The sequence below is a fragment of the Sphingobium trunci genome (genome assembly GCF_022664535.1).
Classification (GTDB): Bacteria; Pseudomonadota; Alphaproteobacteria; order Sphingomonadales; family Sphingomonadaceae; genus Sphingobium.
The window spans coordinates 75,984-96,797 of sequence record NZ_JAKUJY010000006.1 but is presented as its reverse complement, the minus strand read 5'-3'; the positions used below and the strand labels follow the sequence as shown (position 1 = coordinate 96,797).

Below are 20,814 nucleotides of genomic sequence, written 5' to 3'. Positions count from 1 at the left end.
GCCTCTTGCCCCCCTTATTCCAGCGCGGCGACGGCGGCGGCGAAGGCATCGCCCCTCGCCTCGAAATCGCGGAACTGGTCGAAACTCGCGCAGGCGGGCGACAGCAGCACCACATCCCCCGGCTGGGCCACCCTCGCCGCGCGGCGAACGGCGGCAGATAGCATTTCGGAGTCATCCACCGCCATGGCGGGCCGCAACAGTTCGGCGAACATAGGCCCCGCTTCACCGATGGTATAGGCCTGCGCGACATGGCCGAACCAGGGCGCGCACTCGTCCAGATTGTCGGTCTTGGCGAGGCCGCCGACGATCCAGTGCAGCCGCTTGCGGCCGTCGACGGGCGGATAGGCGGCGAGAGCGGGCGCGGTCGAGGCGGCGTTGGTCGCCTTGCTGTCGTTGACGTAGAGGACGCCGTTCAGCTCCCGCACCCGCTGCATCCGGTGCGGCAGGCTGGCATAGCTTTGCAGGCCCTGTCCGATGGTCGCCTCATCGATGCCGAGCGCGCGGGCGACGGCGATGGCGACGGCGGCATTCTGGGCGTTGTGCGGGCCTTGCAGCGAGGGCCAGCCGGCCTGGGCGGCGGGATCGATGTCGGCGGCCTTCACCTCGACGCGGGGTGCGCCGGGCTGGGCGGCGATGGAACGGCTCGGCTCGTCCTCGATCGCGATCACGGCGACATGGTCCGCCGACTGCATCGCGAACAGCCTCGCCTTGGACGCCACATAGCCCGCAAAGCCATTATACCGGTCCAGATGGTCCGGCGTGATGTTGAGCAGCACCGCCACATCGCAATCGAGGCTTTGCGTCAGGTCGATCTGGTAGCTCGACAGTTCCAGCACATAGATGCCGCCTTCGGGCAACGGATCCTGCCCCAGAATCGGCAGGCCGATATTGCCGCCCATGCGGGTCGGGATGCCCGCCGTCTCGATGATATGATGGACCAGCGCGGTGGTGGTCGACTTGCCGTTGGTGCCGGTGATCCCGACCACGCGATGCCTGGGCAGGGTGGGCCGCGCCAGCGCGAACAGCTCTATGTCGCCGATGACCGGCACCCCCGCCAGCCTGGCATGCATGGCGATGGGGTGCTTGTTGAGCGGCACGCCGGGCGAGACCACCACGCCGTCGAAGCCCTGAAGGTCGATTTCGGTGGGATCGGCCAGTTCCGCCTTGCCCGCGACGGCGGCGCGCGCCTCGTCGCGGCTGTCCCAGGCGACGACGTCGGCCCCGCTTGCCGCGAGGCATTCCACCGTGGCAAGGCCGGAGCGCGCCAGCCCCAGCACCGCATATTTCCTGCCCGCAAAGACGCCGGATACAATCCCCATCGCGCTCACCGCAGCTTCAGCGTGGCAAGGCCCGCGAGCGCCAGTACGAAGGAGATGATCCAGAACCGGATCACGACGGTCGGCTCGGCCCAGCCCAGCTGCTCGAAATGATGGTGGATCGGGGCCATCCTGAACACGCGCCTGCCGGTCCGCTTGTAGAAGAAGACCTGGATGATGACGGACATGGCCTCGACCACGAACAGGCCGCCGATCACGCCCAGCACGATCTCATGATGCGCGGTGACGGCGATCACGCCGATGGTGCCGCCCAGCGCCAGGCTGCCGGTATCGCCCATGAACACGGCGGCCGGCGGCGCGTTGAACCAGAGGAAGGCCAGCCCCGCGCCGATGATCGCCCCGCACAGGATGGTAAGGTTACCCGCACCCGGCACATGGGGGATGCCGAGATAGGTCGCGAAGTCGGCGCGGCCGACCAGATAGACGATCGCCATGAACGCCATGCAGGCGATGATGACCGGCATGGTGGCAAGGCCGTCCAGGCCGTCGGTCAGGTTCACCGCATTGCCGAAGGCCACGATCACGAAGGCGGCGAACATGAAATAGAACGGCCCCAGCTCGATCGCCGGGCCATTGTAGAAAGGCACGTAAAGCGCGGTATTGCCGTGATGCTGGACGATCATCCAGGCGGCGACGCCCGCGATCAGGAATTCGAAGGCCAGGCGCATCTTGCCCGACAGGCCCTTGTGGCTGGCCTTGGTCACCTTGTCATAATCGTCGAGGAAGCCGATGGCGCCGAAACCCAGCGTCACGAACAGGCAGGCCCATACATAGATGGACGAGAGGTCCATCCACAGCAGCACCGAAGACACGACCGAGGTCAGGATCATGAGGCCGCCCATGGTCGGCGTGCCGCGCTTGGCAAGGTGGGTCTGGGGGCCGTCGTCGCGGATCGGCTGGCCCTTGCCCTGCCGGACGCGCAGCCATCCGATGAAGCGCGGCCCGATCAGCAAACCGATGATCAGCGCGGTCGCGATCGCCGCACCGGCCCGAAAGCTCAAATAGCGGATGAGGTTGAGCACACCCGCGAAATCCATGGTCTGGGCAAGCCAGTAGAGCATCAGTTCTTTGCTTCCTGTAGCGCGGCGACGAGGCGCGACAGGCCGATGCCGTTCGAGCCCTTCACCAGGATAGCGTCACCCGCGCGCATTTCGGTTTGAATGAGATCGGTCGCCCGGGCGGCGTCGGGCACATGATCGAAGGCGATCGCGTCCTTCCGGTTGTGGGCCAGCACTTCGGCCAGCGGCTGCATTTCCTCGCCCACCAGGATGGCATAGTCGACATGGCTTCCCATCAGCGGTTCGACCAGACCCGCATGCAGTTCCCGGCTGCGCTCGCCCAGTTCGCGCATCCCGCCCAGCACGGCGATGCGGCGGCCCGCCTGCTCGCGGCCCAGCTGCTTGAGCGTCGCCGCCATGCTCAAGGGATTGGCATTATAGCTTTCATCGATCAGCAGCGCCTCGCCGTCCCGCACCGGCAGGATGCGCCGCTCGCCCCGGCCCGGCAGCCCCGGCATCTCCGCCAGCGCCAGCCCCGCCGCCGCCAGATCGCCGCCCAGCGCCTCGACCGCGGCCAGCACGGCCAGCGCATTCGACACCCAATGCTCGCCCGGCGCCCCCACGGTGAAGCACAGCTCCACGCCCGGCAGCGTCGCCGTGACCAGCGTTCCGCCGCCCGATGCCGGAACCATGTCGCGGGCGCGGACATCGGCCTCCGCATCGAAGCCGAAGGTCAGGATGCGCGCGGCATGCTGCTCCGCCTTGGCATAGAGGGTCGCGACATGCGGGCTGTCATAGGGGATGACCGCCGTGCCGCCCGGCTCCAGCCCCTCGAAAATCTCGGCCTTGGCCTCGGCGATCTTCTCCTCGGTGCCGAAAAATTCGATATGGGCGGGCGCGATGGCGGTGACGATGGCGACATGCGGCCGCACCTGCCGGGTCAGGGCCGAAAGCTCGCCCGCATGGTTCATGCCCATTTCGAACACGCCGAAGGCCGAGTCCCGCGGCATCCGGGAAAGGCTGAGCGGCACGCCGACATGGTTGTTGTAGCTCTTGACCGATCGATGCACTGCGCCGGGACGAACGCGATCCAGCGCATGGAACAGCGCTTCCTTGGTCCCCGTCTTGCCGACCGATCCGGTGACGCCGACCACCTTGCCCTGCATCCGTTCGCGCGAGGCACGGCCCAGGGCCTCCAGCGCGGCCGCGCTATCGGGCACCAGCACATGCGGCCGGGCGATGGCTTCGCTGACGATGGCACCGGCCGCGCCCTGACCGAAGGCCTTGTCGACGAAGCGATGGCCGTCCGTCGCCTCGCCCTTCATCGCGACGAACAGGTCGCCCGCCGCGACTTCCCGGCTGTCGAACGCCACGCCAGAAACGGCGAAGGGCGCCGAAGCGACGCCCCCTGTGGCCTGCGCAATCTCTTCGGAGGTCCAGAGTGCGCTCATCCGGCGCATTCCCGCGCCACGGTCACGTCGTCGAAGGGCAACACCCGGTCCCCGATAATCTGCCCCTGCTCATGCCCCTTGCCCGCCAGCAGCACGATATCATCCGCACCGGCCTGCGCAATGGCGGCGGCGATCGCGGCGCGGCGCCCGCCGATTTCCTCCGCCCCCGGCGCGCCCGCCATGACGGCGGCGCGGATCGCGGAAGGTTCCTCCGAACGCGGATTGTCGTCGGTCACGATGACATGATCGGCGAGGTCGGCGGCCACCTTGCCCATTTGCGGACGCTTGCCCGCATCGCGATCCCCGCCCGCGCCGAACAGCGCGATCAGGCGCCCGCGCGTATGCGGCCGCAGCGCCTCGATCGCGGCGCGCAGGCCGTCGGGCGTATGCGCATAATCGACATAGACCGGCGCGCCCGCCCGCGTGATGACGGCGCGTTCCAGCCGCCCGCGCACCGGCTGAACCCGGCCAAGCAGTTCCAGCACCTTGCCCACATCCTCGCCGCCCGCGATCACCAGGGCGGCGGCGGTCAGCGCATTGGCCGCCTGATAGGCGCCGATCAGCGGCAGATCGACCTTGTAGGGCCTGCCCCCAAATTCACCGCCTGCCTCGACCTCCAGCGTCTGGCCCAACTGGGTCGGGGTGCGGTTGGCAAGGCGCAATGCCTGCCCCTGCACCCCGACGCTCAGCACACGAAGCCCCCGCTTCGTAGCCCGCTGGATGACCTTGTCGGACCATATGTCATCGGCCCAGACGACCGCCGCGCCATCGGGCGCGACGACTTCGTCGAACAGCCGCATCTTGGCGTCGAAATAGCTGTCCATGTCGCCATGATAGTCGAGATGGTCGCGCGACAGGTTGGTGAAGGCGGCCGCCGATACCGGCAGCCCCTCGGTGCGATATTGGGCAAGCCCGTGGCTCGACGCCTCGAAGGCGGCATGGGTGATGCCTTCGCGCTTCAGGCCCGACATGTTGGCAAGGAAGGTCACGATGTCCGGCGTGGTGAGGCCGGTGGACACCTGATCGACCGAGGTGGTGACGCCCAAGGTACCGATCGAGGCCGAATGATGCCCCAGCATCCGCCACAATTGCCGCGCCAGCTCCACCGTGGAGGTCTTGCCGTTGGTGCCGGTGACGGCGACGGTCACGTCGGGGAAAGGCGCGAAATAGCGCGCGGCCAACTGCGCGAACAGGCGGCGCGGATTGGCATGGGCGATATGGATCGCGCCCGCGACCCTGGCCTCCGGCCGGGCGACGACCGCCACGGCCCCGGCCTGCACGGCGGCAGGGATATAATCCTCCCCATTCACGCGCATGCCCTGGAAGGCGCCGAACACCGTGCCCGGCGCGACCTTCCGGTTATCGATTGCGAAGCCCGACACCGATTGTTCTAGATTTGGCGCATCTAGCGGTGCGTTGGTGTCGAGCTTCGCATCCAGCCCCTCGATAAGCGACCCGAGGCGCATTCTATTCTTTCTCCTTGTCGCCGTGCAGCAACGGCATGAGGTCGGAAATATCGACGTCGCGGCGTTCGTCGGGCAACACGCCCAGCATCGGCCCGGTGCGTTCCACCACCCGCTTCACCACCGGCGCGGCGGTCCAGGCCGCCGTGCGCAGGCCATATTGGCCCGTCGCCTCGTCCATGGTGACGAGGACCACATAGCGCGGATTGTCCATCGGGAAGGCAGAAGCGAAAGTCGTCACCAGCGAAGTCTTGTTATACCGGCCCTCCTGGGGCTTTTCGGCGGAACCTGTCTTGCCGCCCACCCGGTATCCCTTGGCGTCGGCGCTGCGACCTGTACCCGCGGCGACGATCATCCGCAACAGTTGCCGCATCCGCGCGCTGGTGGCGGCGGAAAAGACCCGGCGGCCTTCCGGCACCTCATCCGCCTTCAATTTGCGCAGCGTAGCGGGCCGCCACAGCCCGCCATTGACCAGCGCCGCATAAGCCGAAGCGAGATGCAAAGGCGTTACGGCGATGCCATGGCCGTAGGAGACGGTGAGCGTGGTGATTCGCCCCCAATTGACGGGCCAGAGCGTCCCGGCCCGTTCGTTCAGTTCGATCGGGGCCCGTTGGTCGAAGTGCAACTCCCGGAAAAGATGCTGCAAAGGCTCCGCGCCCATCTGGTCGGCGATGCGCGCCGTGCCGATGTTGGAGCTGTGCACCAGAATCTCCGGCACGTTGATCCAGCGGCCCAGCGGATGGTCGTCCTTGATGCGGAAACCGGCAATGGCGAGCGGCGCGGTCGCATCATAGGTCTTGGACATGGAGGTGACGATCCCCCGGTCCATCGCCGCGCCGATGGAAAGCGGCTTGAAGGCCGAGCCCAGTTCGTAGCGCGCCTGAACCATATGATTGCAGAGCGGCGATTCGCTGCACGTCTTGCCCGCGTAATTTTCCAGCTTGTTGGGATCGAAGACCGGGATCGAGGCCATGGCGATCACTTCGCCGGTGTTGGCGTCGAGAATGACGCCGCCAGCCCCCTTGGCATGGGTCTGGACAAGCTGGGCGTAGAGTTCGCTCTCCAGCGCGCCCTGCACCCGGCTGTCGATCGACATGGCGAAGGGCTGGCCGCGCAGCGCCGGATCGGTCAGCCGGTCGTTGAACGCGGCCTCCACACCCATGCCGCCCTTGCCGTCCGCATTGGGCGCGAAGCCCAGCACATGCGCGGCCAAGGTGCGTTGCGGATAGAGCCGCTCCTTCTCGCGCGGAAATTCGATGCCGATCTCGCCCAGCGCGTTCACCGCCGCGACCTCCTCCGGCAAGGCGCGGCGGCGCAGATAGGCCCAGCCCCGGCCGGTCAGCTTCTTGTAGAAGGCCGATTCCGGTTCATCCGGGAAGATTTCGTGCAGCTTGCGGGCCAGTTCGCCGGGATCGCCGATCAGCTTCGAAGGGCGCACGGCGATGGAATAGGCGTCCATCGTCCGCGCCAGCGGCACGCCGTTGCGATCGACGATATCGGCCCGCGCGGGCGCGCCCGCCGCCATGTCGCCGCCCTGCCCATTGCCCGCGAAAATCCCCACCCAGGTCAGGCGCAGGATCACAACGCCGGTAATCAGCATGAACAGGATCAGCAGCAGCATCAGCCGGTTATGCGCGATGGCGGTCAGGTCGACCCGCTGCTTGCCCGCCCTGGCGCCGCCCGGCTGGACGATGATCGTCGCCATTTTTAGCGATCCCCCTTGGCGCGTTCCCGCTTCGCGTGGGCGCTGATGTCGCCCATGGTGCTGTCGTCCAGCAACTTGGCGTCCAGCATCGCCATGCGCTCGGCTCGGCGGGCGACGGGATTGGGCTTCGACGTGTCGGCGTCGTCCTTCGCCTTTTCCCTGGCGGTCTTGGCCGGGGCCGCCGCGATCCTGTCGACATTGTCGGCGGCGTGCGCCTCGCGGATCACGGCGATGTCGCTGCGGATCTGGGCCGGGGCGGGACTCGCCGGGGCGGCCTGCGGCGCGGAGGGCAGGTCGGCAGGGGTCTGCACCATCGCCACCATCACCGGCGGCGCGACATAGTCCGGCCCGTTGGGCTGCACGCCGTCCAGATGCGCCAGAGCGCGCTCGCCCGCCAGATATTGCTGGGCGGTCGGCGTCGCATAGAGGAAATCGTCCTGGTTCCAGCGTTCGAGCTGGCGCATGTTCGCCCGCGCGCTGAACTCGGTCTCCAGATAGCGGATATCCGCCTTCGCCCGCGCGATCTGGACGCGGACCTTCATCAGTTCGTTGCGCTCGGTCGCGACTTTCAGCGACACCATATAGGCCCCCAGCGCCCCCAGCGCGACGAGCAGGATCCAGATCAGGCTCTGCAATCTCTTGACCGCGATCATGAGCGGGGATTCCTGTCTTGGGTTGGGCGGGACGAAACAGGGGCGGCAGTCCGGATGGCGCTGCGCAGCGTGGCGGATCGGGCCCTGGGGTTGCGGGTCAGTTCCGCCTGTCCGGGCCGCACCGCCTTGGCGGGCTTTTCGAACGTGGGCGAAGACCCCGCCTGTTTCTGCGGCAGATGGCGCGAGCCGCCCGACTCCCCGCCGCTGCGGTTGCGCAGGAACTGCTTGACGATGCGGTCCTCCAGCGAATGGAAGGTGACGACCGCCAGCCGCCCGCCTTCCTCCAGCATCGCCTCGGCCGCCTCCAGCCCGCGCTCCAGTTCCTCCAGTTCGCGATTCACATGGATGCGGATCGCCTGGAAGGTCCGGGTGGCCGGATCCTTCTTGTCATGCGGCTTGTGGCCTAGCGCGCGGCGCACGACGCTGGCCAACTGGCCGGTCCGCACCAGCGGGCGCGCCTCGACGATCGCCTTCGCCACCCGGCGCGAACGCGGCTCCTCGCCATAGCGATATAGGATATCGGCGATTTCCTGTTCCGGGGCGGTGTTCAGGAAATCGGCGGCGCTCATCCCGCTCCGGCTCATGGTCATGTCGAGCGGCCCGTCGCCCTGGAAGGAAAAGCCGCGCTCTGGCCGGTCGAGCTGCATCGAGGAGACGCCGATATCCAGCGTCACCCCCGAAACGCAGGTCACGCCGCGTTCCGCCAGCAGCCCTTCCATGCGCGAGAACTCGCCGGGGATGAGGGTGATGCCCTTCTCATCCGCCAGAGCCTGCCCTTCGCGGATCGCGTCGGGATCGCGGTCGAAGGCGAAGACCTTCGCCCCCTTGCCCGCCATGGCGCTGGAATAGCCGCCCGCGCCGAATGTGCCGTCGACATGGACCTCGCCGGGGTTGATGGCGAGGGCGTCGAGCACTTCGTCGATGAGAACCGGGATATGGCGGTCATGGCCGGGGGAAGCGCTCACTTGCCGCCCCCCGCCGCGCGCTGGTCGAGCCAGCGGCGGACCTTGTTGCGGATCAGTTCGGGCCGGTCCTTGCTGTCGACCAGCGTCTCGGGCTTCCAGATCTGGATGTAACGGCCCACGCCGTAGAAGAAGACGGCGTCCGCAATGCCATATTCCTCCTTGATGTCGGGGTGCATGGCGAAGCGGCCGCCTTCGTCGAAATTCACCTCCTCGATGGTGCCGAGGCGGCGTTCCAGCTCCAGGTCGGCATCATAGTCGCGGCCGGCGGCACGCGCTTCGCGGGCCAGTTCCTCGACTTCGGTGAACAGATGGCGGCGGTGCGATTCTCCGAAACCCGTGGCGCAGGGGTTGCCGCCATGGACCGAGAGAAACAGCCGCGTTTCATTGCCGCTGGAAAGCTTGACCTGCCGGCGCATCTCCAGGGGCAGCACGAAACGGCCCTTGCCGTCCGCGACGCTGAACGCGTTGCCCGTATAGAGAATGACTTCCGACACTTTTGGACTGCTGCCCCATCCGTTTCCGAGGGCGCAGGCCATCGCCGTCCGGATGCGCCATTCGCGACCCGGGCAACAGGACTAGCAAAGCCTGACAAACCCCTATGGCCATCAAATACCAAGCCCCGGGGTTCAAGAAAAGGGATATTTTGGGATAAGCCGGGAAATCCTGTTTTGTTCTGGTATTTAGTCTCCCATTTCCGGTTTCAGGAGGGCAGGCCGTGGCGCGGAGGGGCCAAAATGCTCCCGACTCCTCCGGCGAAACAGCACCGCGCCCAGGGCCGCCCAGAAAATCCCGGCCAGGAACGCCCAGCGGACCGCATGGACCAGCGCGTCACCCGACCTGACCCAGCGGCGCCCTGCGGCAAGCTCCGCGCCCAGGGCCTGCGCGACGAATTGCGGCGTGTCGGCGGTCCACTGGCCGGGGTCGAGCGGCGCGGCCGGATCGGCCAGCCAGAGCCGGTCGTCGATCAGATCGGCATCGGCCACGATGGTCGCCGTCCCCTTCCCCACCTGGCAGCGCGCCACCAGCCCACGCCCGGCGATGCGGCAATCGGGACCTGCATCCTCGAAAGCGGAGGCGGCATAGACGGTCAGCATCCGCCCATCGCCGAGGAAATGGCGCTCCTCCCCCGCTCCGGCGGAAGGCGGCATCAGCTTGACGCCCCAGACTTCCAGCATCGCGGAGAGCAGGCTGACCGCCGGCGGCCTGCGCCGGTCGCCGAGCGGCAGGTCCATCGGCCAGCGCAATTGCGGATCGGCGAGAATCAGAGCCTTGCCGCCCCGGCTGATCCAGCCATGGAGCGCGACCAGTTCATCCATCGAGAAGGCACGCGGCTGGGCCAGCAAAAGCGCCCTGGCCCGGCCCCTTTCCAGCGCGAGGGGACTGTCGAGAGCCGTCACCGTGAAGCGCTGGCGAAGAACCGTGACGATCGGCGCGTCGTTCCTGGCGGCCAATCCCCGCTCGCCCTCGCGCCAGAAGAGCGGCAGGCCGCTGATCACTGCCAGTTCCGGCCGCCGTTGCACAGGTTCGACAGGCGCGTCCCTGCCAAGCCAGCCTATCGCCAGCGCCAGCAGGGTCAGTCCCAGTCCGGTTATGGGCCGTGTTCCCGCGAAGGCAGCAACCCAGTCCGGACGGCGCGACCCGACTCCTGACCCTGCGGGATTGCCTCCCCCCTCGAACGCAAGACCGGCCAGGATCGCGAAGATCAGGACGCCGATCCACCACAGCAGCGGCACCAGCGCCGGAACCCGCCAGCTCGCCAGGAACGCGCAGGACAGGACCGATCCGGCCGTGCCCAGCCCGGCCCACCAGGCCGCACCCTCACCCCGCCATCTTTTCAGCAGAGCGGCCGCCGGAACCAGCAGCAACGCAGGCAGCATCCAGCCGCGCGGATCGACCTGCCCCGTCCGCAGCAGGGCAGGCAAGCCGGCAAGCAGCACCAGCAGCCCCGGCAAAGCCAGCATCAGCCATGTGCGGAGCAGGAATTTCAAGCGGCAGGGCCGGGATCAGCGCGTTGCGGGCTGAATCTCGCGATCCATCGGTTTCTTGAGATTGGGGTCGGGCTGCAAATCCGGCACGATCGGCGCCTGTTCCGGCGCAGGCTGCACGCCCAGCTCCGCCAGCGGCTCCTTGGGCGAGACGGCATTGACGTCCACCGTCGGCACGGTCGGTGGCGGCACGGCCGGATCGTCGATCCGCGCCTTGTCGATAACGATATTCGCCAGGCCCACGAGCAACACCACGCCCGCCAGCCCCGTGAGGCCGATCTGGACACGCTGCAACCCTTCCTGTTGGCGGGGTGTTTCAGCCATGAACTGCTCTTTTTTCTTTGCCGCCGCGACCCGTGTCGGCGGTCAACGAGTTTGCGCGAGCCAGGGGAAGACAGTCAAGCCCTTCGATTCCAGCCACTCGCGATTGTAAAGGGTTGAAAGATAACGGAAACCCGTATCGCACAGGATCGTGACGATCCGCTTGCCTGGTCCCAACTGCTTCGCCAGCGCCACCGCGCCCGCGACATTGATGCCCGACGAGAGGCCCAGGCACAGCCCTTCCTCCGCCAGCAGGCGCCGCACCCAGAGCAGCCCTTCCTCGTCGGAAATGCGGAATTGGGTGTCGATCGGCGCGCCCTCCAGATTGGCGGTGATCCGGCCCTGGCCGATACCCTCGGCCACCGAATTGCCCTCCGCCTTCAACTCGCCATGGGCATAATAATTATAGAGCGCCGCGCCATGGGGATCGCTCAAGGCGATGGTGATATTCTCGTCATGGGCCTTGAGACCCAGCCCCACGCCCGCAATCGTGCCGCCTGTGCCCGCCGCGCAGGTGAAGCCGTCGATCTGCCCATCCATCTGGGTCCAGATTTCCTCCGCCGTACCGATGATGTGCGCCTTGCGGTTGGCGATATTGTCGAACTGGTTGGCCCAGATCGCTCCCTCCGTTTCCTCCGCCAGACGGCGCGAGGTGTGGACGAAATGGCCGGGATTGGAATAGGGCGCGGCGGGAACCGTCACCAGTTCCGCGCCCAGCGCGCGCAGCGTATCCATCTTCTCGCGGCTCTGGGTTTCGGGCATGACGATGATCGTCCGGTACCCCTTGGCATTGGCGACCAGCGCCAGGCCGATGCCGGTATTGCCCGCCGTACCCTCGACAATGGTTCCGCCGGGCTTCAACAGCCCCTTTTCCTCGGCATCGTTGACGATGAACAGCGCCGCGCGGTCCTTCACCGAGGCGCCGGGATTGGCGAATTCGCACTTGGCGTAAATGTCGCAGCCCGTCTCTTGCGACGGGCCGGTCAGGCGCACCATCGGCGTGTTGCCAATCAGGGCAAGGCTATCTTTCTGAACCAGCATCACCCCCGCATAGCGGACCAGATGCGCGCTTGCCAAGCAACACATTGCTGCCGGGCTGAAAGCGCCGATTGTTAACGTGCCTCCTTGTGATTGTCCCAGGCCGGGACAGGCCGAAATCCGATGAGGAAGTGGCAGGGCTTTTCCCCTATAAACCAGGACAGCAGGTGGATATTTCGAGGAAAACCGGCCTTTGGCGAGCAGGGCAATATCGATGGGGCATGGCGCCGTCGCCGCGCTGGCGCTGGTCGCGCTGGCGGCGCCGCGCCTGATCACCGCCGCGCCGCTCGACCTGCTCGCCACGTCGGCAAGCGAGAGCGATCCTGCCGAAAAGCCGGGGGACAATTTTCCCGGCTCGGCCTTTTTCTTCGCGCAGGGCGCTTTCGATCCCGCTCCCGGCGTCGCGACGATCCGAAGCGAACATGTGATGGGCCTGGAAGCGGTGCAGGCCGCGCCCGCCATGGCGTTCCGCGGGCTGACGGCGCTCGACAGCTATCGCGCGCTCAATTGCCTGACCTCCGCCATCTATTATGAAGCGGGGAACGAGCCGGAGGACGGCCAGCGCGCCGTAGCCCAGGTCGTCCTCAACCGCGTGCGCAACCCCAATTGGCCGAAAAGCATCTGCGGCGTCATCTATGAGGGGTCGGAACGCACCGACGCCCGTTGCCAGTTCACCTTCAGTTGCGACGGTTCCATGGTGCGCCTGGCGAGTGCCGAAGGCTGGGCTCGCGCCCGGCGCATAGCCGCCCTGGCCCTGGCGGGCCGGGTTTACGAACCCGTCGGACTCGCCACCTTCTATCACACATTGGCGGTCCGCCCCGACTGGGCCAATGCCATGCAGCCCGTTGCCGTGATCGGCGCCCATATCTTCTACCGGGCATCGGGGGCTGGCGGCGCCGCTTCCGCCTTCCGCGCGGTCTATCTGGGCCGGGAAACCCAATCCGGACCCGCGCGGGCGGCGTGGATCAAACCTCCCCTTCCCTTGCCGATCACAGACATGGCGCCATCGAGGCCCGCGCCCGATCTTCCCAAAACAGACGCCGCTGCCGGCATGACCGCGCCGGTCAACGGACCGGCCCTGCCGCAGTCCGCCATTCGGCCCGAATTCCGCAACAGCGGTCGCCCCCTGATCTGATCCCGCCCCCATTTTTCCGGCGGCCGCCCGGCATTTTCATGGTTAGCATCCAGGAAACTATCCAAGCCTTTGAAAAATAAACGCATATAAATAATGATTTTTTTTTGGAACCGGCGGAACCGAACGGCTTCACCGATAGTTCTACACCCCGGATAGCAAATCTTTTGCCCCCCGCTCTTGCTATCCAAAAAAACATGAGCCCGGAACGCATCTCCCCCCCCCCGACGCGTTCCGGGCTCAGAATTTTTGGGCCTATCCCTCAGAAATCAGAGATATTTTCGCGCGCGGAACGCTTTTTCCGTCGGCGGGTTGTTCCTTGGTCGCCGGCATGGATCATCCGGCCGGATGGAATATCGCCCTGCGCCAAAAGCAGTGCGGAAAAATGACAAGTTTCAAGGAGATAATGATGACCAGGAATATCCTAGCCGCTCTGCTGTTGACCGGTTCGTTGATGGTCGCCGCCTGCAACACGGTGGAAGGCGCCGGTAAAGACGTGCAAAGCGCTGGCGAGGCGGTGGAAAACGCCGCCAAATAACCGCCCGAAATTAAGGCCCGCCCTTTTTTGGACGGGCCTCTTTCCCATCAGTTAGCGGCGTCGGCCGCGTCCGCGAGAGCCAGTTCCCTGGCCTGCTTACGATCCGTGAACCAGATGGCGATGATCGTGAATTCGTACAGCAACAGCAGCGGCACCGCGAGCATCAGTTGCGACACCACGTCGGGCGGCGTCAGCACCGCCGCGAGAATGAAGGCGGCGACGATCATATAACGGCGCAGCCCGATCAGCTGCGCCCGGCTGACGAACCCGGCGCGGTTGAGCAGCATCAGCAGCACCGGCATCAGGAAGCTGACGCCGAAGGCGAGGATGAACTGCATCACCAGCCCCAGATAGGCGTCCGCGCTCGGCAGCGCCTCCAGTTGCAGCCCGCTGCTGTTTCCCTGAAATTTCAGGAAGAAATGGAAGGCCGTCGGCATCACGACGAAATAGGCCAGGGACGCACCCATGGCGAACAGAAAGGGCGTGGCGATGAGGAAGGGCAGCAGCGCCCGCTTTTCCTTGGCATAAAGGCCCGGCGCGACAAAGGCCCAGAGCTGGTTCGCGATGATCGGGAAGGACAGGCAGAACGCCCCGAAAACCGCGATCTTCACCTGCACGAAAAAGGCTTCGTAAAGCTTGGTATAGACCAGCCGCCCACCACCGTCGCCAAAGGCTTCCTTCAACGGATGGACCAGGATGGCGAACAGCTGTTCCGAAAAATAGAAACAGATCGCGCCCGTTATGAACAACGCATAGACGCATTTGAGCAGCCGTCCACGCAGTTCGATCAGGTGATCGAGCAGCGGCGCCTTGCTGTCGTCAATGTCCTTCATGCCGCCGCGTCACCCTTTCGCACGGATTCCTGCGCCAGATAGGGCGGGCCGTCGCTCGCTGGCCGGGCCGGGACATGTGGGGGGACTTCGCCGGCTGGTTGCGGAACAGGTGCCGATTCCGCACCCATGGGAGCGCTTTCCTCGTCCGTCAGGATTGGCGCCGCGGGTGCTGGCAACGGCTCGGGATCGCCGCTGGTCTCAGGAGGATGTTCTTCCATGATCCGCTTGTTCTGAGCGGCCCATTTCTTTTCCAGCTCTTCCAGTTCGACCTCTCGCACCATGGCATCGATGCCGGTGCGGAAGTGACGGGCCATGCCCTGCGCCTTCCCGACGATCTGTCCCAATTTGTAGAGTGCGCGGGGCAGGTCCTTCGGGCCGATGACGATCACCGCGATGATGACGATCACCAGAAGCTCAGACGAATCGATGCCAAACATGCGTGCCTACCGCCCCGGCCGAAGGAAAATCAGGCCTTGGTCTTTTCTTCCGTTGCGGTCGGCGCATCCTGTTCCGGAACGCGATGGCCCTCGATGCGCGTGGCGGGCCTGGCAGGGACATCGTCATCGTCCTCCATGCCCTTCTTGAAGCTCTTGATGCCCTTGGCAACGTCACCCATCAGCCCGGAAATCCGGCCGCCGCCGAACAGCAGCATGACCACCAGGAGAACGATGACCCAGTGCATCAACGAAAAGGAACCCATTTGAACGTACTCCTGAAACTGCCGCTTATCTAAGCATCTTCCTCGTCATTTTCCACAACGGATTGGGCGCCAAGCCCCTCCAGTGCCAAATCAACCGGGTCAAGCAGCCCGGCTGCGCGCAGATCGTCTATCCCAGGCAGGTCGCGGCGGCTGCTGAGGCCGAAATGGGAGAGGAACTCGTGCGTCGTGGCGTAGATCAGCGGCCGCCCCGGCACTTCCCGGCGGCCCGCGGGCCGCACCCAGCCCGCCTCCATCAGCACGTCGAGCGTGCCCTTGGCCACCTGAACGCCGCGAATGGCCTCGATCTCGGCACGGCTCACCGGCTCATGATAGGCGATGATCGCCAGGGTTTCCATGGCCGCCCGGGACAGCTTGCGCGTCTCGTCCTTCTCGCGGCGGAGGATATGGGCCAGATCGGCGGCGGTTTGGAAATGCCAGCGCCCGCCCCGCTCGACCAGATTGATGCCCCGCCCGGCATAATGATCGCTCAGGGTTGTGAGCGCCGCCAGCAAATCCCCCGCCTCCCCGACATGCAGCTTGAGCTCCGCCAGTGTCAGCGGCTGTTCCGATACGAACAGCACGGCCTCCACGGCGCGCAGGAAGTCGTCCTGTTCTTCGATCACAATAGGCGCCCCGCAGTCGGTTCCGGCACGGCGGCACGCAGGAAGATGGGTTCGAAAATTCCCTCCTGCTGGATTTCCAGCCGCCCCTGCCGCGCCAGTTCGAGCGCGGCGACGAAGCTGCTGGCGAGCGCCGATCGTGCCATCGGCCCATCCTGCCCGGTCGGCAGGAAGGCTTCAAGCGCCGTCCAGTCGATCGCCGCGCCGACCAGCGTTCCCACCCGCTGGATCGCTTCGTCCAGCGTCATCACCGGCCGCACCGCAACCATATGGACGACCGGCTGGGTGCGGGCACGGATCTGGCCATAGGACTGGATCAGGTCGAACAGGCTGGCCGCCCATTTCGCCTTGCGCACGAGGCGCAGGCCCTCTGGCTTCTCACGCTGGAAGACGTCGCGTCCGATCCGGTCGCGCGCCATCAGCCGCGCCCCCGCCTCCCGCATGGCCTGCAGGCGCTGGAGCCGCAGTTGCAGCCGCAGCGCCAATTCCTCGGGACTGGGTTCGGGCTGGGCTTCCCGGGGCAGCAGGAGCGCGGACTTGAGATAGGCCAGCCAAGCCGCCATCACCAGATAATCGGCGGCCAGTTCCAGCTTCAGCTTCCGCGCGCCCTCGATATAGGCCAGATATTGCTCGACGAGGGCAAGGATAGAAATTTCGCGCAGATCGACCTTCTGCGTCCGCGCCAGCGCCAGCAGCAGGTCGAGCGGCCCCTCCCAACTCTCGAAGCTGACCGTCAGCGTTTCAGGTCGCGGAACGGCGGGGGGCGTGAAAAGGTCGTCCACTGGTCAAACCAGAACCGGCGCCAGCAATGCGTCGCGGGTGGCCAGCAATGCCTCCAGCGGCGGCGCATCGGACAGCCTGTGGGTCGACGCCATGGCGCGATCGAGCCTCAGCCTTGCCTGCGGCGTGATGTCCGGCAGCAGATCGGCGATGCCCGTCATATCGTCCATCCGCCCCCAGCAATTGAGCGCCAGATCGCACCCCGCCGCGACGGTCGCCGCCGCCAGTTCGGGGATGCTGCCTTTCAGCGCCTTCATGTCGAGATCGTCGGACATCAGCAGCCCGTCGAAGCCGATCCGTCCGCGGATGATCGTCTCGATCACCGAAGGCGACAGGCTGGCGGGCAGGTCGGGATCCCAGGCGGTATAGACGACATGCGCCGTCATCCCGATGGGCGCGTCCTTCAGCGCCTGGAACGGCGCAAGGTCGATGGCCAGCGCATCCTCGTCGGCGGTGACGATGGGCAATTCATGATGGCTGTCGACCGTCGCCCGGCCGTGGCCCGGCATATGCTTGACGATGCCGACCACGCCGCCGTCGGCCAGCCCCTCGATCACCGCCCTCCCCAGCGCCGCCACCCGCATCGGTTCGGCGCCCAGCGTCCGGTCGCCCATGATGTCGCTCGCCCCATCCTGCCGCACATCGAGCAGCGGCAGCGCATCGACGGTGATTCCCGCTTCCGTCAGGGTGGCGGCAATGGCGCGTGCATTGGCGCGCGCCGCGGCGATGGCGCTGGAGGGCGCGATCTCATAGAGCTTGTCGAACAGCGCGCCGGGCGGGAAGCTTGGCCAGACCGGCGCCTGCATTCGCGCCACCCGGCCGCCTTCCTGATCGATCATGATCAGCAGATCGTCACGGCCATGCAGCGCCCGCAGATCGTCGGTCAGTGCCCGAAGCTGCGCCTTGCTGGCGATATTGCGCCGAAACAGGATATAGCCGGCAGGCTGCGCCTCCGCGAAGAAGGCGCGCTCGTCCGCAGTCAGTGTTTCGCCGGAAAGGCCGAAGATAACGGGTTTCATACGGCAGATGGTAGCGGCTCGGAAGCCTGCTGTCGAAGGGGTTTGACCCCTTAATTGACCACCATGCAGCTCTCGCCGGCAACCTTGAGCTTGCCGCAGAGCATGGCGGCCTGCCCGCCCGCCGCCGCGCGCAGGCGATAGACGGTGCTGCCGCCCACCTCCGCCTGCTCGATCGACATGGGCAGCGGCTCCAGATAGGTGAAGCGCTTGGACAGGCGCGTCCACGCATCCTTGGCGAAGGCCTGGTTGCCATAGGCGCCAAGCTGGATCGTGCCGCCGCCGGCCGGCCGGGCGGCGGCCGCCGCGGGCTTCACGTTGGTTTCATCGGCCACCTTTGCCGTGACGCTCTGCGCGGGTTTGCCGGAAACGGCGGGCCTCGCATTGCCGGCAGCGCCGGTGGGCGTGATCGGCGCCTCCGGCACCCGCGTCGGATCGATTCGTCCGTCGCGCGCCACGCCTTCGCTCGCGGCGTAGCTGGCGTCGCCCTCGCCGTCGAATTTCTTGGCGTCGGCCTCCTGGGCCGGGATCTTGTAGTCGCCGGCGGGCGCGGCGATCAGCTTGCCCTCGCCGCCAGCACCGCCCGAGCGGTTCTGGATCAGCCAGACGCCCGCGACGACCGCGCCGATCAGCGCCAGTCCGAACAGGATGAAGCCCAGCAGCCTGAGCGGCGAGAGCCCCTGCTCCTCCTCATCCTCGATAGCGGGTTCGAGCCAGGGCAGACGCTCATCATCGTCCAGGTCCAGCCGTCCCCGCGCATAGTCGCCCATCAGTCCAAAACTCCGCCGGTCATTGCATTTCCGTCAATGCGGCCACGCCCATCAGCGCGAGGCCATTGCGGATGATTTGCCCGATTCCCCGGCTCAAGAAAAGCCGCGCGGAAGTGGTGGCCGGGTCATCCGTCAGGATGACGCGGGCCTGCGGATTGTCGTTGCCCAGATTCCACCAGCTATGGAAAGCAGAGGCCAAATCATTGAGATAGAAGGCGATACGGTGCGGCTCGCGGGCCGAAGCCGCCCCTTCCACGACGCGCGGAAACTGCGCGGCGAGCTTCACCAGCCCCAGCTCCTCCGTCCCAAGGCGGGACAGGTCGGGCGCGGGCAGGCCGAGTCCCGCTTCCTCGGCGCGGCGGCCCAGCGAAGAAATGCGGGCATGGGCATATTGCACGTAGAAGACCGGGTTGTCCTTCGACGCCTCCACCACCTTGGCGAAGTCGAAGTCCATCTGCGCATCGGCCTTGCGCGTCAGCATGGTGAAGCGGACCACATCCTTGCCCACTTCGCGCACGACATCGGCCAGCGTTACGAAATTGCCCGCGCGCTTCGACATCTTCACCGGCTCGCCGTCGCGCAGCAGCCGGACCATCTGGATCAGCTTGACGTCGAAGCGCGCCTTGCCCTCGGTCAGCGCGGCGACGGCCGCCTGGATACGCTTGACCGTGCCGCCATGGTCGGCGCCCCAGATGTCGATCAGCTGGTCTGCGGTCTGCGCCTTCTGGAAGTGATAGGCCATGTCGGCACCGAAATAGGTCCAGCTTCCGTTCGACTTCCTGATCGGCCGGTCCTGATCGTCGCCGAACCTGGTCGAGCGGAAGAGCGGCAGCTCGACCGGTTCCCAGTCGTCCGGCGTTTCGCCCTTGGGCGCTTCCAGCACGCCGTCATAGACCAGATCATGCGCCCGCAGCCATTGCTCGGCGGCTTCCGGCTTGCCTGCCGCCTGCAGCTTCGCCTCCGAGGAGAAGATGTCGTGGTGGATGCCGAGCAACGCCAGATCGCTGCGGATCATGTCCATCATCGCGGCAACGGCCCTGGTGCGGAACGGCACCAGCCATTCGCTCTCCGGCGCGCCAACATATTTGTCGCCATATTCGGTGGCCAGCGCCTGTCCCACCGGCACCAGATAGTCGCCCGGATAGAGGCCTTCGGGAATTTCGCCCACGGCCTCGCCCAGCGCCTCGCGATAACGCACATGCGCGGAGCGGGCGAGCACGTCCACCTGGCCGCCCGCATCGTTGATATAATATTCGCGGATCACCCGGTGCCCGACATGCTCCAGCAGGGTGGCGAGCGCATCGCCCACCACCGCGCCCCGGCAATGGCCCATATGCATGGGACCGGTGGGATTGGCGGAGACATATTCGACATTGACCGTGACGCCCTCGCCGGAGGAGGAGCGGCCATAGCCTTCCGCCTCGGCATGGATCGCCGCCAGTTCCGCGCGCCAGGTGGCGTCGGTCAGCTTGAGGTTGATGAAGCCCGGCCCGGCGATGGACGCGCTTTCCACCTCGTCCAGCTTTTCCAGGCCCGCCACGATCTTCCCGGCCAGTTCCCGCGGATTGGTGCCAGCCGGCTTGGCCAGCACCATGGCGGCATTGGTGGCAAGGTCGCCATGGCTGGCATCGCGCGGCGGTTCCACCGTCACCGGCTTGCGGTTGAGCCCGGCGGGCAGCGCGCCCTCGGCCTCCAGCGCGTCGAGGACGGCGTCGAGATGGGCGGCGAAACGGTTGTACAGGGACACGGAAGCGAACTTTCCTACAAAGACCGTTCGCCCTGAGCCTGTCGAGAGGCCGCCCTGTTCTTCAAGAAAGGGGCTTCGACTTGTCTCAGCCCGAACGGTGAAACGGGCTTAACGGGTAGCGTTGTAACGGAGCTGATCCTGGGTCAGGTTGAAACCCACGAGCAGCTCGAAGCTGGTTCGCTGCAGGGCCGCCTTGACGTCCGGCTGGGCGAACGGATCGATCGCGGCATCGGCATCGCCGGCCTTGCGCTTTTCCGTGATCTTGCGCTGGATATCGTCGGGCAGCGTGGCCGCCGCCTTGTTCACATAGGAACCCGCCTTGGCCGTCACGCTCGCGCGATACTGCCCTGCCGGGAAATCCAGCACCACCTGGCCGACGCGCTTGGCCACCACGGCATTGCCGCCCCGCACCACGGCCGAGAAATAGGGCAGCGTCACCTGCCGCGCGGCGCCCGCATCGCTGCGGCGCGCGTTCACCGTGAAGGTCGCTTCGGTATAGAGCTGCTCGCCATCGGCGCAGGTCGAACGCAGATTGGTGATCTCCGCCACCACATCGATCGCCCGCGCATCGGTGCTGCCCGCCGGGTTGAACAGGGTGACATCGCCGGTCTGGGCCGGAATCGCCGCCACCGGACAGGCCGAACGGACGGCCACGATACCGCCGGTGGGGTCGATTTCGCCCCGCCGCGAACAGCCCGCCAGGGCCAGGGCAAGCATTCCGGTCAGCGCAATTCGAGAAAAGGTCACAGGCAATCCCTTGGG

At 66.2% G+C, this 20,814-nt stretch carries 22 protein-coding genes; 2 read left to right on the top strand and 20 right to left on the bottom strand.

From position 1 onward, the window contains the following. Positions 1-14 precede the first annotated feature (14 nt). From murD to MJ601_RS07485, 11 genes are all read right to left on the bottom strand, one after another. Positions 15-1,319, bottom strand: a complete 1,305-nt coding sequence (murD, locus tag MJ601_RS07535; RefSeq protein ID WP_242124943.1) for a UDP-N-acetylmuramoyl-L-alanine--D-glutamate ligase — start codon at positions 1,317-1,319, stop codon at positions 15-17. Positions 1,320-1,324: 5 nt separating this feature from the next. Then, entirely contained in the window at positions 1,325-2,398 is a 1,074-nt protein-coding gene (gene mraY, locus MJ601_RS07530) for a phospho-N-acetylmuramoyl-pentapeptide-transferase (protein WP_242124941.1), read from the bottom strand. Next, on the bottom strand, positions 2,398-3,786 hold the full coding sequence (locus MJ601_RS07525) for a UDP-N-acetylmuramoyl-tripeptide--D-alanyl-D-alanine ligase (protein ID WP_242124939.1): 1,389 nt from the start codon (positions 3,784-3,786) through the stop codon (positions 2,398-2,400). Before MJ601_RS07525 ends, mraY begins: the two co-directional genes overlap by 1 nt. Next, on the bottom strand, positions 3,783-5,252 hold the full coding sequence (locus MJ601_RS07520) for a UDP-N-acetylmuramoyl-L-alanyl-D-glutamate--2,6-diaminopimelate ligase (RefSeq protein WP_242124937.1): 1,470 nt from the start codon (positions 5,250-5,252) through the stop codon (positions 3,783-3,785). Before MJ601_RS07520 ends, MJ601_RS07525 begins: the two co-directional genes overlap by 4 nt. Position 5,253: 1 nt before the next feature. Then, a complete protein-coding gene (locus MJ601_RS07515) occupies positions 5,254-6,954 on the bottom strand; it encodes a peptidoglycan D,D-transpeptidase FtsI family protein (RefSeq protein WP_242124934.1) in 1,701 nt (566 codons plus the stop codon). Between the two features lie 2 nt (positions 6,955-6,956). Next, complete coding sequence (locus MJ601_RS07510; protein WP_242124932.1) at positions 6,957-7,607, bottom strand: colicin transporter; 651 nt, start codon at positions 7,605-7,607, stop codon at positions 6,957-6,959. Next, positions 7,604-8,572, bottom strand: coding sequence for a 16S rRNA (cytosine(1402)-N(4))-methyltransferase RsmH (rsmH, locus tag MJ601_RS07505; RefSeq protein ID WP_242124930.1), 969 nt, complete (start codon positions 8,570-8,572; stop codon positions 7,604-7,606). The genes MJ601_RS07510 and rsmH overlap by 4 nt, the downstream gene beginning before the upstream one ends. Then, positions 8,569-9,066: a division/cell wall cluster transcriptional repressor MraZ gene (locus MJ601_RS07500; protein WP_242124928.1), complete on the bottom strand. Its 498-nt coding sequence runs from the start codon at positions 9,064-9,066 to the stop codon at positions 8,569-8,571. The genes rsmH and MJ601_RS07500 overlap by 4 nt, the downstream gene beginning before the upstream one ends. A 186-nt stretch (positions 9,067-9,252) precedes the next feature. After that, entirely contained in the window at positions 9,253-10,560 is a 1,308-nt protein-coding gene (locus tag MJ601_RS07495) for a Gldg family protein (protein WP_242124926.1), read from the bottom strand. A 15-nt stretch (positions 10,561-10,575) separates the two neighbouring features. Continuing rightward, positions 10,576-10,881: a hypothetical protein gene (locus MJ601_RS07490; RefSeq protein ID WP_242124923.1), complete on the bottom strand. Its 306-nt coding sequence runs from the start codon at positions 10,879-10,881 to the stop codon at positions 10,576-10,578. 42 nt (positions 10,882-10,923) lie between these two features. Then, positions 10,924-11,919 carry a cysteine synthase A gene (locus MJ601_RS07485; protein WP_242125174.1) on the bottom strand — a complete coding sequence of 332 codons (996 nt, stop codon included), beginning with the start codon at positions 11,917-11,919 and terminating at the stop codon, positions 10,924-10,926. Between the two features lie 211 nt (positions 11,920-12,130). On the opposite strand from MJ601_RS07485, the gene MJ601_RS07480 reads away from it, so the two are divergent. Together MJ601_RS07480 and MJ601_RS07475 are read left to right on the top strand one after the other, a co-directional pair. Continuing rightward, a complete protein-coding gene (locus MJ601_RS07480) occupies positions 12,131-13,051 on the top strand; it encodes a cell wall hydrolase (RefSeq protein ID WP_242124922.1) in 921 nt (306 codons plus the stop codon). Positions 13,052-13,457: 406 nt separating this feature from the next. Further along, on the top strand, positions 13,458-13,586 hold the full coding sequence (locus MJ601_RS07475) for an entericidin A/B family lipoprotein (RefSeq protein ID WP_242125172.1): 129 nt from the start codon (positions 13,458-13,460) through the stop codon (positions 13,584-13,586). A 47-nt stretch (positions 13,587-13,633) separates the two neighbouring features. On the opposite strand, the gene tatC is transcribed toward MJ601_RS07475, so the two are convergent. From tatC to MJ601_RS07430, 9 genes are all read right to left on the bottom strand, one after another. Further along, positions 13,634-14,419 carry a twin-arginine translocase subunit TatC gene (gene tatC / locus MJ601_RS07470; protein ID WP_242124919.1) on the bottom strand — a complete coding sequence of 262 codons (786 nt, stop codon included), beginning with the start codon at positions 14,417-14,419 and terminating at the stop codon, positions 13,634-13,636. After that, entirely contained in the window at positions 14,416-14,856 is a 441-nt protein-coding gene (gene tatB / locus MJ601_RS07465) for a Sec-independent protein translocase protein TatB (RefSeq protein WP_242124918.1), read from the bottom strand. The genes tatC and tatB overlap by 4 nt, the downstream gene beginning before the upstream one ends. Before the next feature lie 29 nt (positions 14,857-14,885). Next, positions 14,886-15,119, bottom strand: coding sequence for a twin-arginine translocase TatA/TatE family subunit (locus tag MJ601_RS07460; protein WP_242124916.1), 234 nt, complete (start codon positions 15,117-15,119; stop codon positions 14,886-14,888). Positions 15,120-15,148: 29 nt separating this feature from the next. Next, complete coding sequence (gene scpB, locus MJ601_RS07455) at positions 15,149-15,742, bottom strand: SMC-Scp complex subunit ScpB (RefSeq protein ID WP_242124914.1); 594 nt, start codon at positions 15,740-15,742, stop codon at positions 15,149-15,151. Beyond that, entirely contained in the window at positions 15,739-16,521 is a 783-nt protein-coding gene (locus MJ601_RS07450) for a segregation and condensation protein A (RefSeq protein WP_242124913.1), read from the bottom strand. The genes scpB and MJ601_RS07450 overlap by 4 nt, the downstream gene beginning before the upstream one ends. A gap of 3 nt (positions 16,522-16,524) precedes the next feature. Next, positions 16,525-17,538: a beta-N-acetylhexosaminidase gene (gene nagZ / locus MJ601_RS07445; protein WP_242124911.1), complete on the bottom strand. Its 1,014-nt coding sequence runs from the start codon at positions 17,536-17,538 to the stop codon at positions 16,525-16,527. 50 nt (positions 17,539-17,588) lie between these two features. Further along, positions 17,589-18,305 (bottom strand): SPOR domain-containing protein, encoded by a 717-nt coding sequence (locus MJ601_RS07440; protein ID WP_242124908.1) that lies wholly within the window; start codon positions 18,303-18,305, stop codon positions 17,589-17,591. Positions 18,306-18,324: 19 nt separating this feature from the next. Beyond that, a complete protein-coding gene (gene argS / locus MJ601_RS07435; protein WP_242124906.1) occupies positions 18,325-20,052 on the bottom strand; it encodes an arginine--tRNA ligase in 1,728 nt (575 codons plus the stop codon). Between the two features lie 108 nt (positions 20,053-20,160). Next, on the bottom strand, positions 20,161-20,769 hold the full coding sequence (locus tag MJ601_RS07430; RefSeq protein ID WP_242125169.1) for a hypothetical protein: 609 nt from the start codon (positions 20,767-20,769) through the stop codon (positions 20,161-20,163). Positions 20,770-20,814 lie beyond the last annotated feature (45 nt).

What these genes read in the sequence shown, in the direction of transcription:
- murD (WP_242124943.1), bottom strand. Translation starts at nt 1,319, where the DNA reads ATGGGGATTGTATCCGGCGTCTTTGCGGGCAGGAAATATGCGGTGCTG.
- mraY (WP_242124941.1), bottom strand. Translation starts at nt 2,398, where the DNA reads ATGCTCTACTGGCTTGCCCAGACCATGGATTTCGCGGGTGTGCTCAAC.
- MJ601_RS07525 (WP_242124939.1), bottom strand. Translation starts at nt 3,786, where the DNA reads ATGAGCGCACTCTGGACCTCCGAAGAGATTGCGCAGGCCACAGGGGGC.
- MJ601_RS07520 (WP_242124937.1), bottom strand. Translation starts at nt 5,252, where the DNA reads ATGCGCCTCGGGTCGCTTATCGAGGGGCTGGATGCGAAGCTCGACACC.
- MJ601_RS07515 (WP_242124934.1), bottom strand. Translation starts at nt 6,954, where the DNA reads ATGGCGACGATCATCGTCCAGCCGGGCGGCGCCAGGGCGGGCAAGCAG.
- MJ601_RS07510 (WP_242124932.1), bottom strand. Translation starts at nt 7,607, where the DNA reads ATGATCGCGGTCAAGAGATTGCAGAGCCTGATCTGGATCCTGCTCGTC.
- MJ601_RS07490 (WP_242124923.1), bottom strand. Translation starts at nt 10,881, where the DNA reads ATGGCTGAAACACCCCGCCAACAGGAAGGGTTGCAGCGTGTCCAGATC.
- MJ601_RS07485 (WP_242125174.1), bottom strand. Translation starts at nt 11,919, where the DNA reads ATGCTGGTTCAGAAAGATAGCCTTGCCCTGATTGGCAACACGCCGATG.
- MJ601_RS07480 (WP_242124922.1), top strand. Translation starts at nt 12,131, where the DNA reads ATGGGGCATGGCGCCGTCGCCGCGCTGGCGCTGGTCGCGCTGGCGGCG.
- MJ601_RS07475 (WP_242125172.1), top strand. Translation starts at nt 13,458, where the DNA reads ATGACCAGGAATATCCTAGCCGCTCTGCTGTTGACCGGTTCGTTGATG.
- tatC (WP_242124919.1), bottom strand. Translation starts at nt 14,419, where the DNA reads ATGAAGGACATTGACGACAGCAAGGCGCCGCTGCTCGATCACCTGATC.
- tatB (WP_242124918.1), bottom strand. Translation starts at nt 14,856, where the DNA reads ATGTTTGGCATCGATTCGTCTGAGCTTCTGGTGATCGTCATCATCGCG.
- MJ601_RS07460 (WP_242124916.1), bottom strand. Translation starts at nt 15,119, where the DNA reads ATGGGTTCCTTTTCGTTGATGCACTGGGTCATCGTTCTCCTGGTGGTC.
- nagZ (WP_242124911.1), bottom strand. Translation starts at nt 17,538, where the DNA reads ATGAAACCCGTTATCTTCGGCCTTTCCGGCGAAACACTGACTGCGGAC.
- MJ601_RS07440 (WP_242124908.1), bottom strand. Translation starts at nt 18,305, where the DNA reads ATGGGCGACTATGCGCGGGGACGGCTGGACCTGGACGATGATGAGCGT.
- MJ601_RS07430 (WP_242125169.1), bottom strand. Translation starts at nt 20,769, where the DNA reads ATGCTTGCCCTGGCCCTGGCGGGCTGTTCGCGGCGGGGCGAAATCGAC.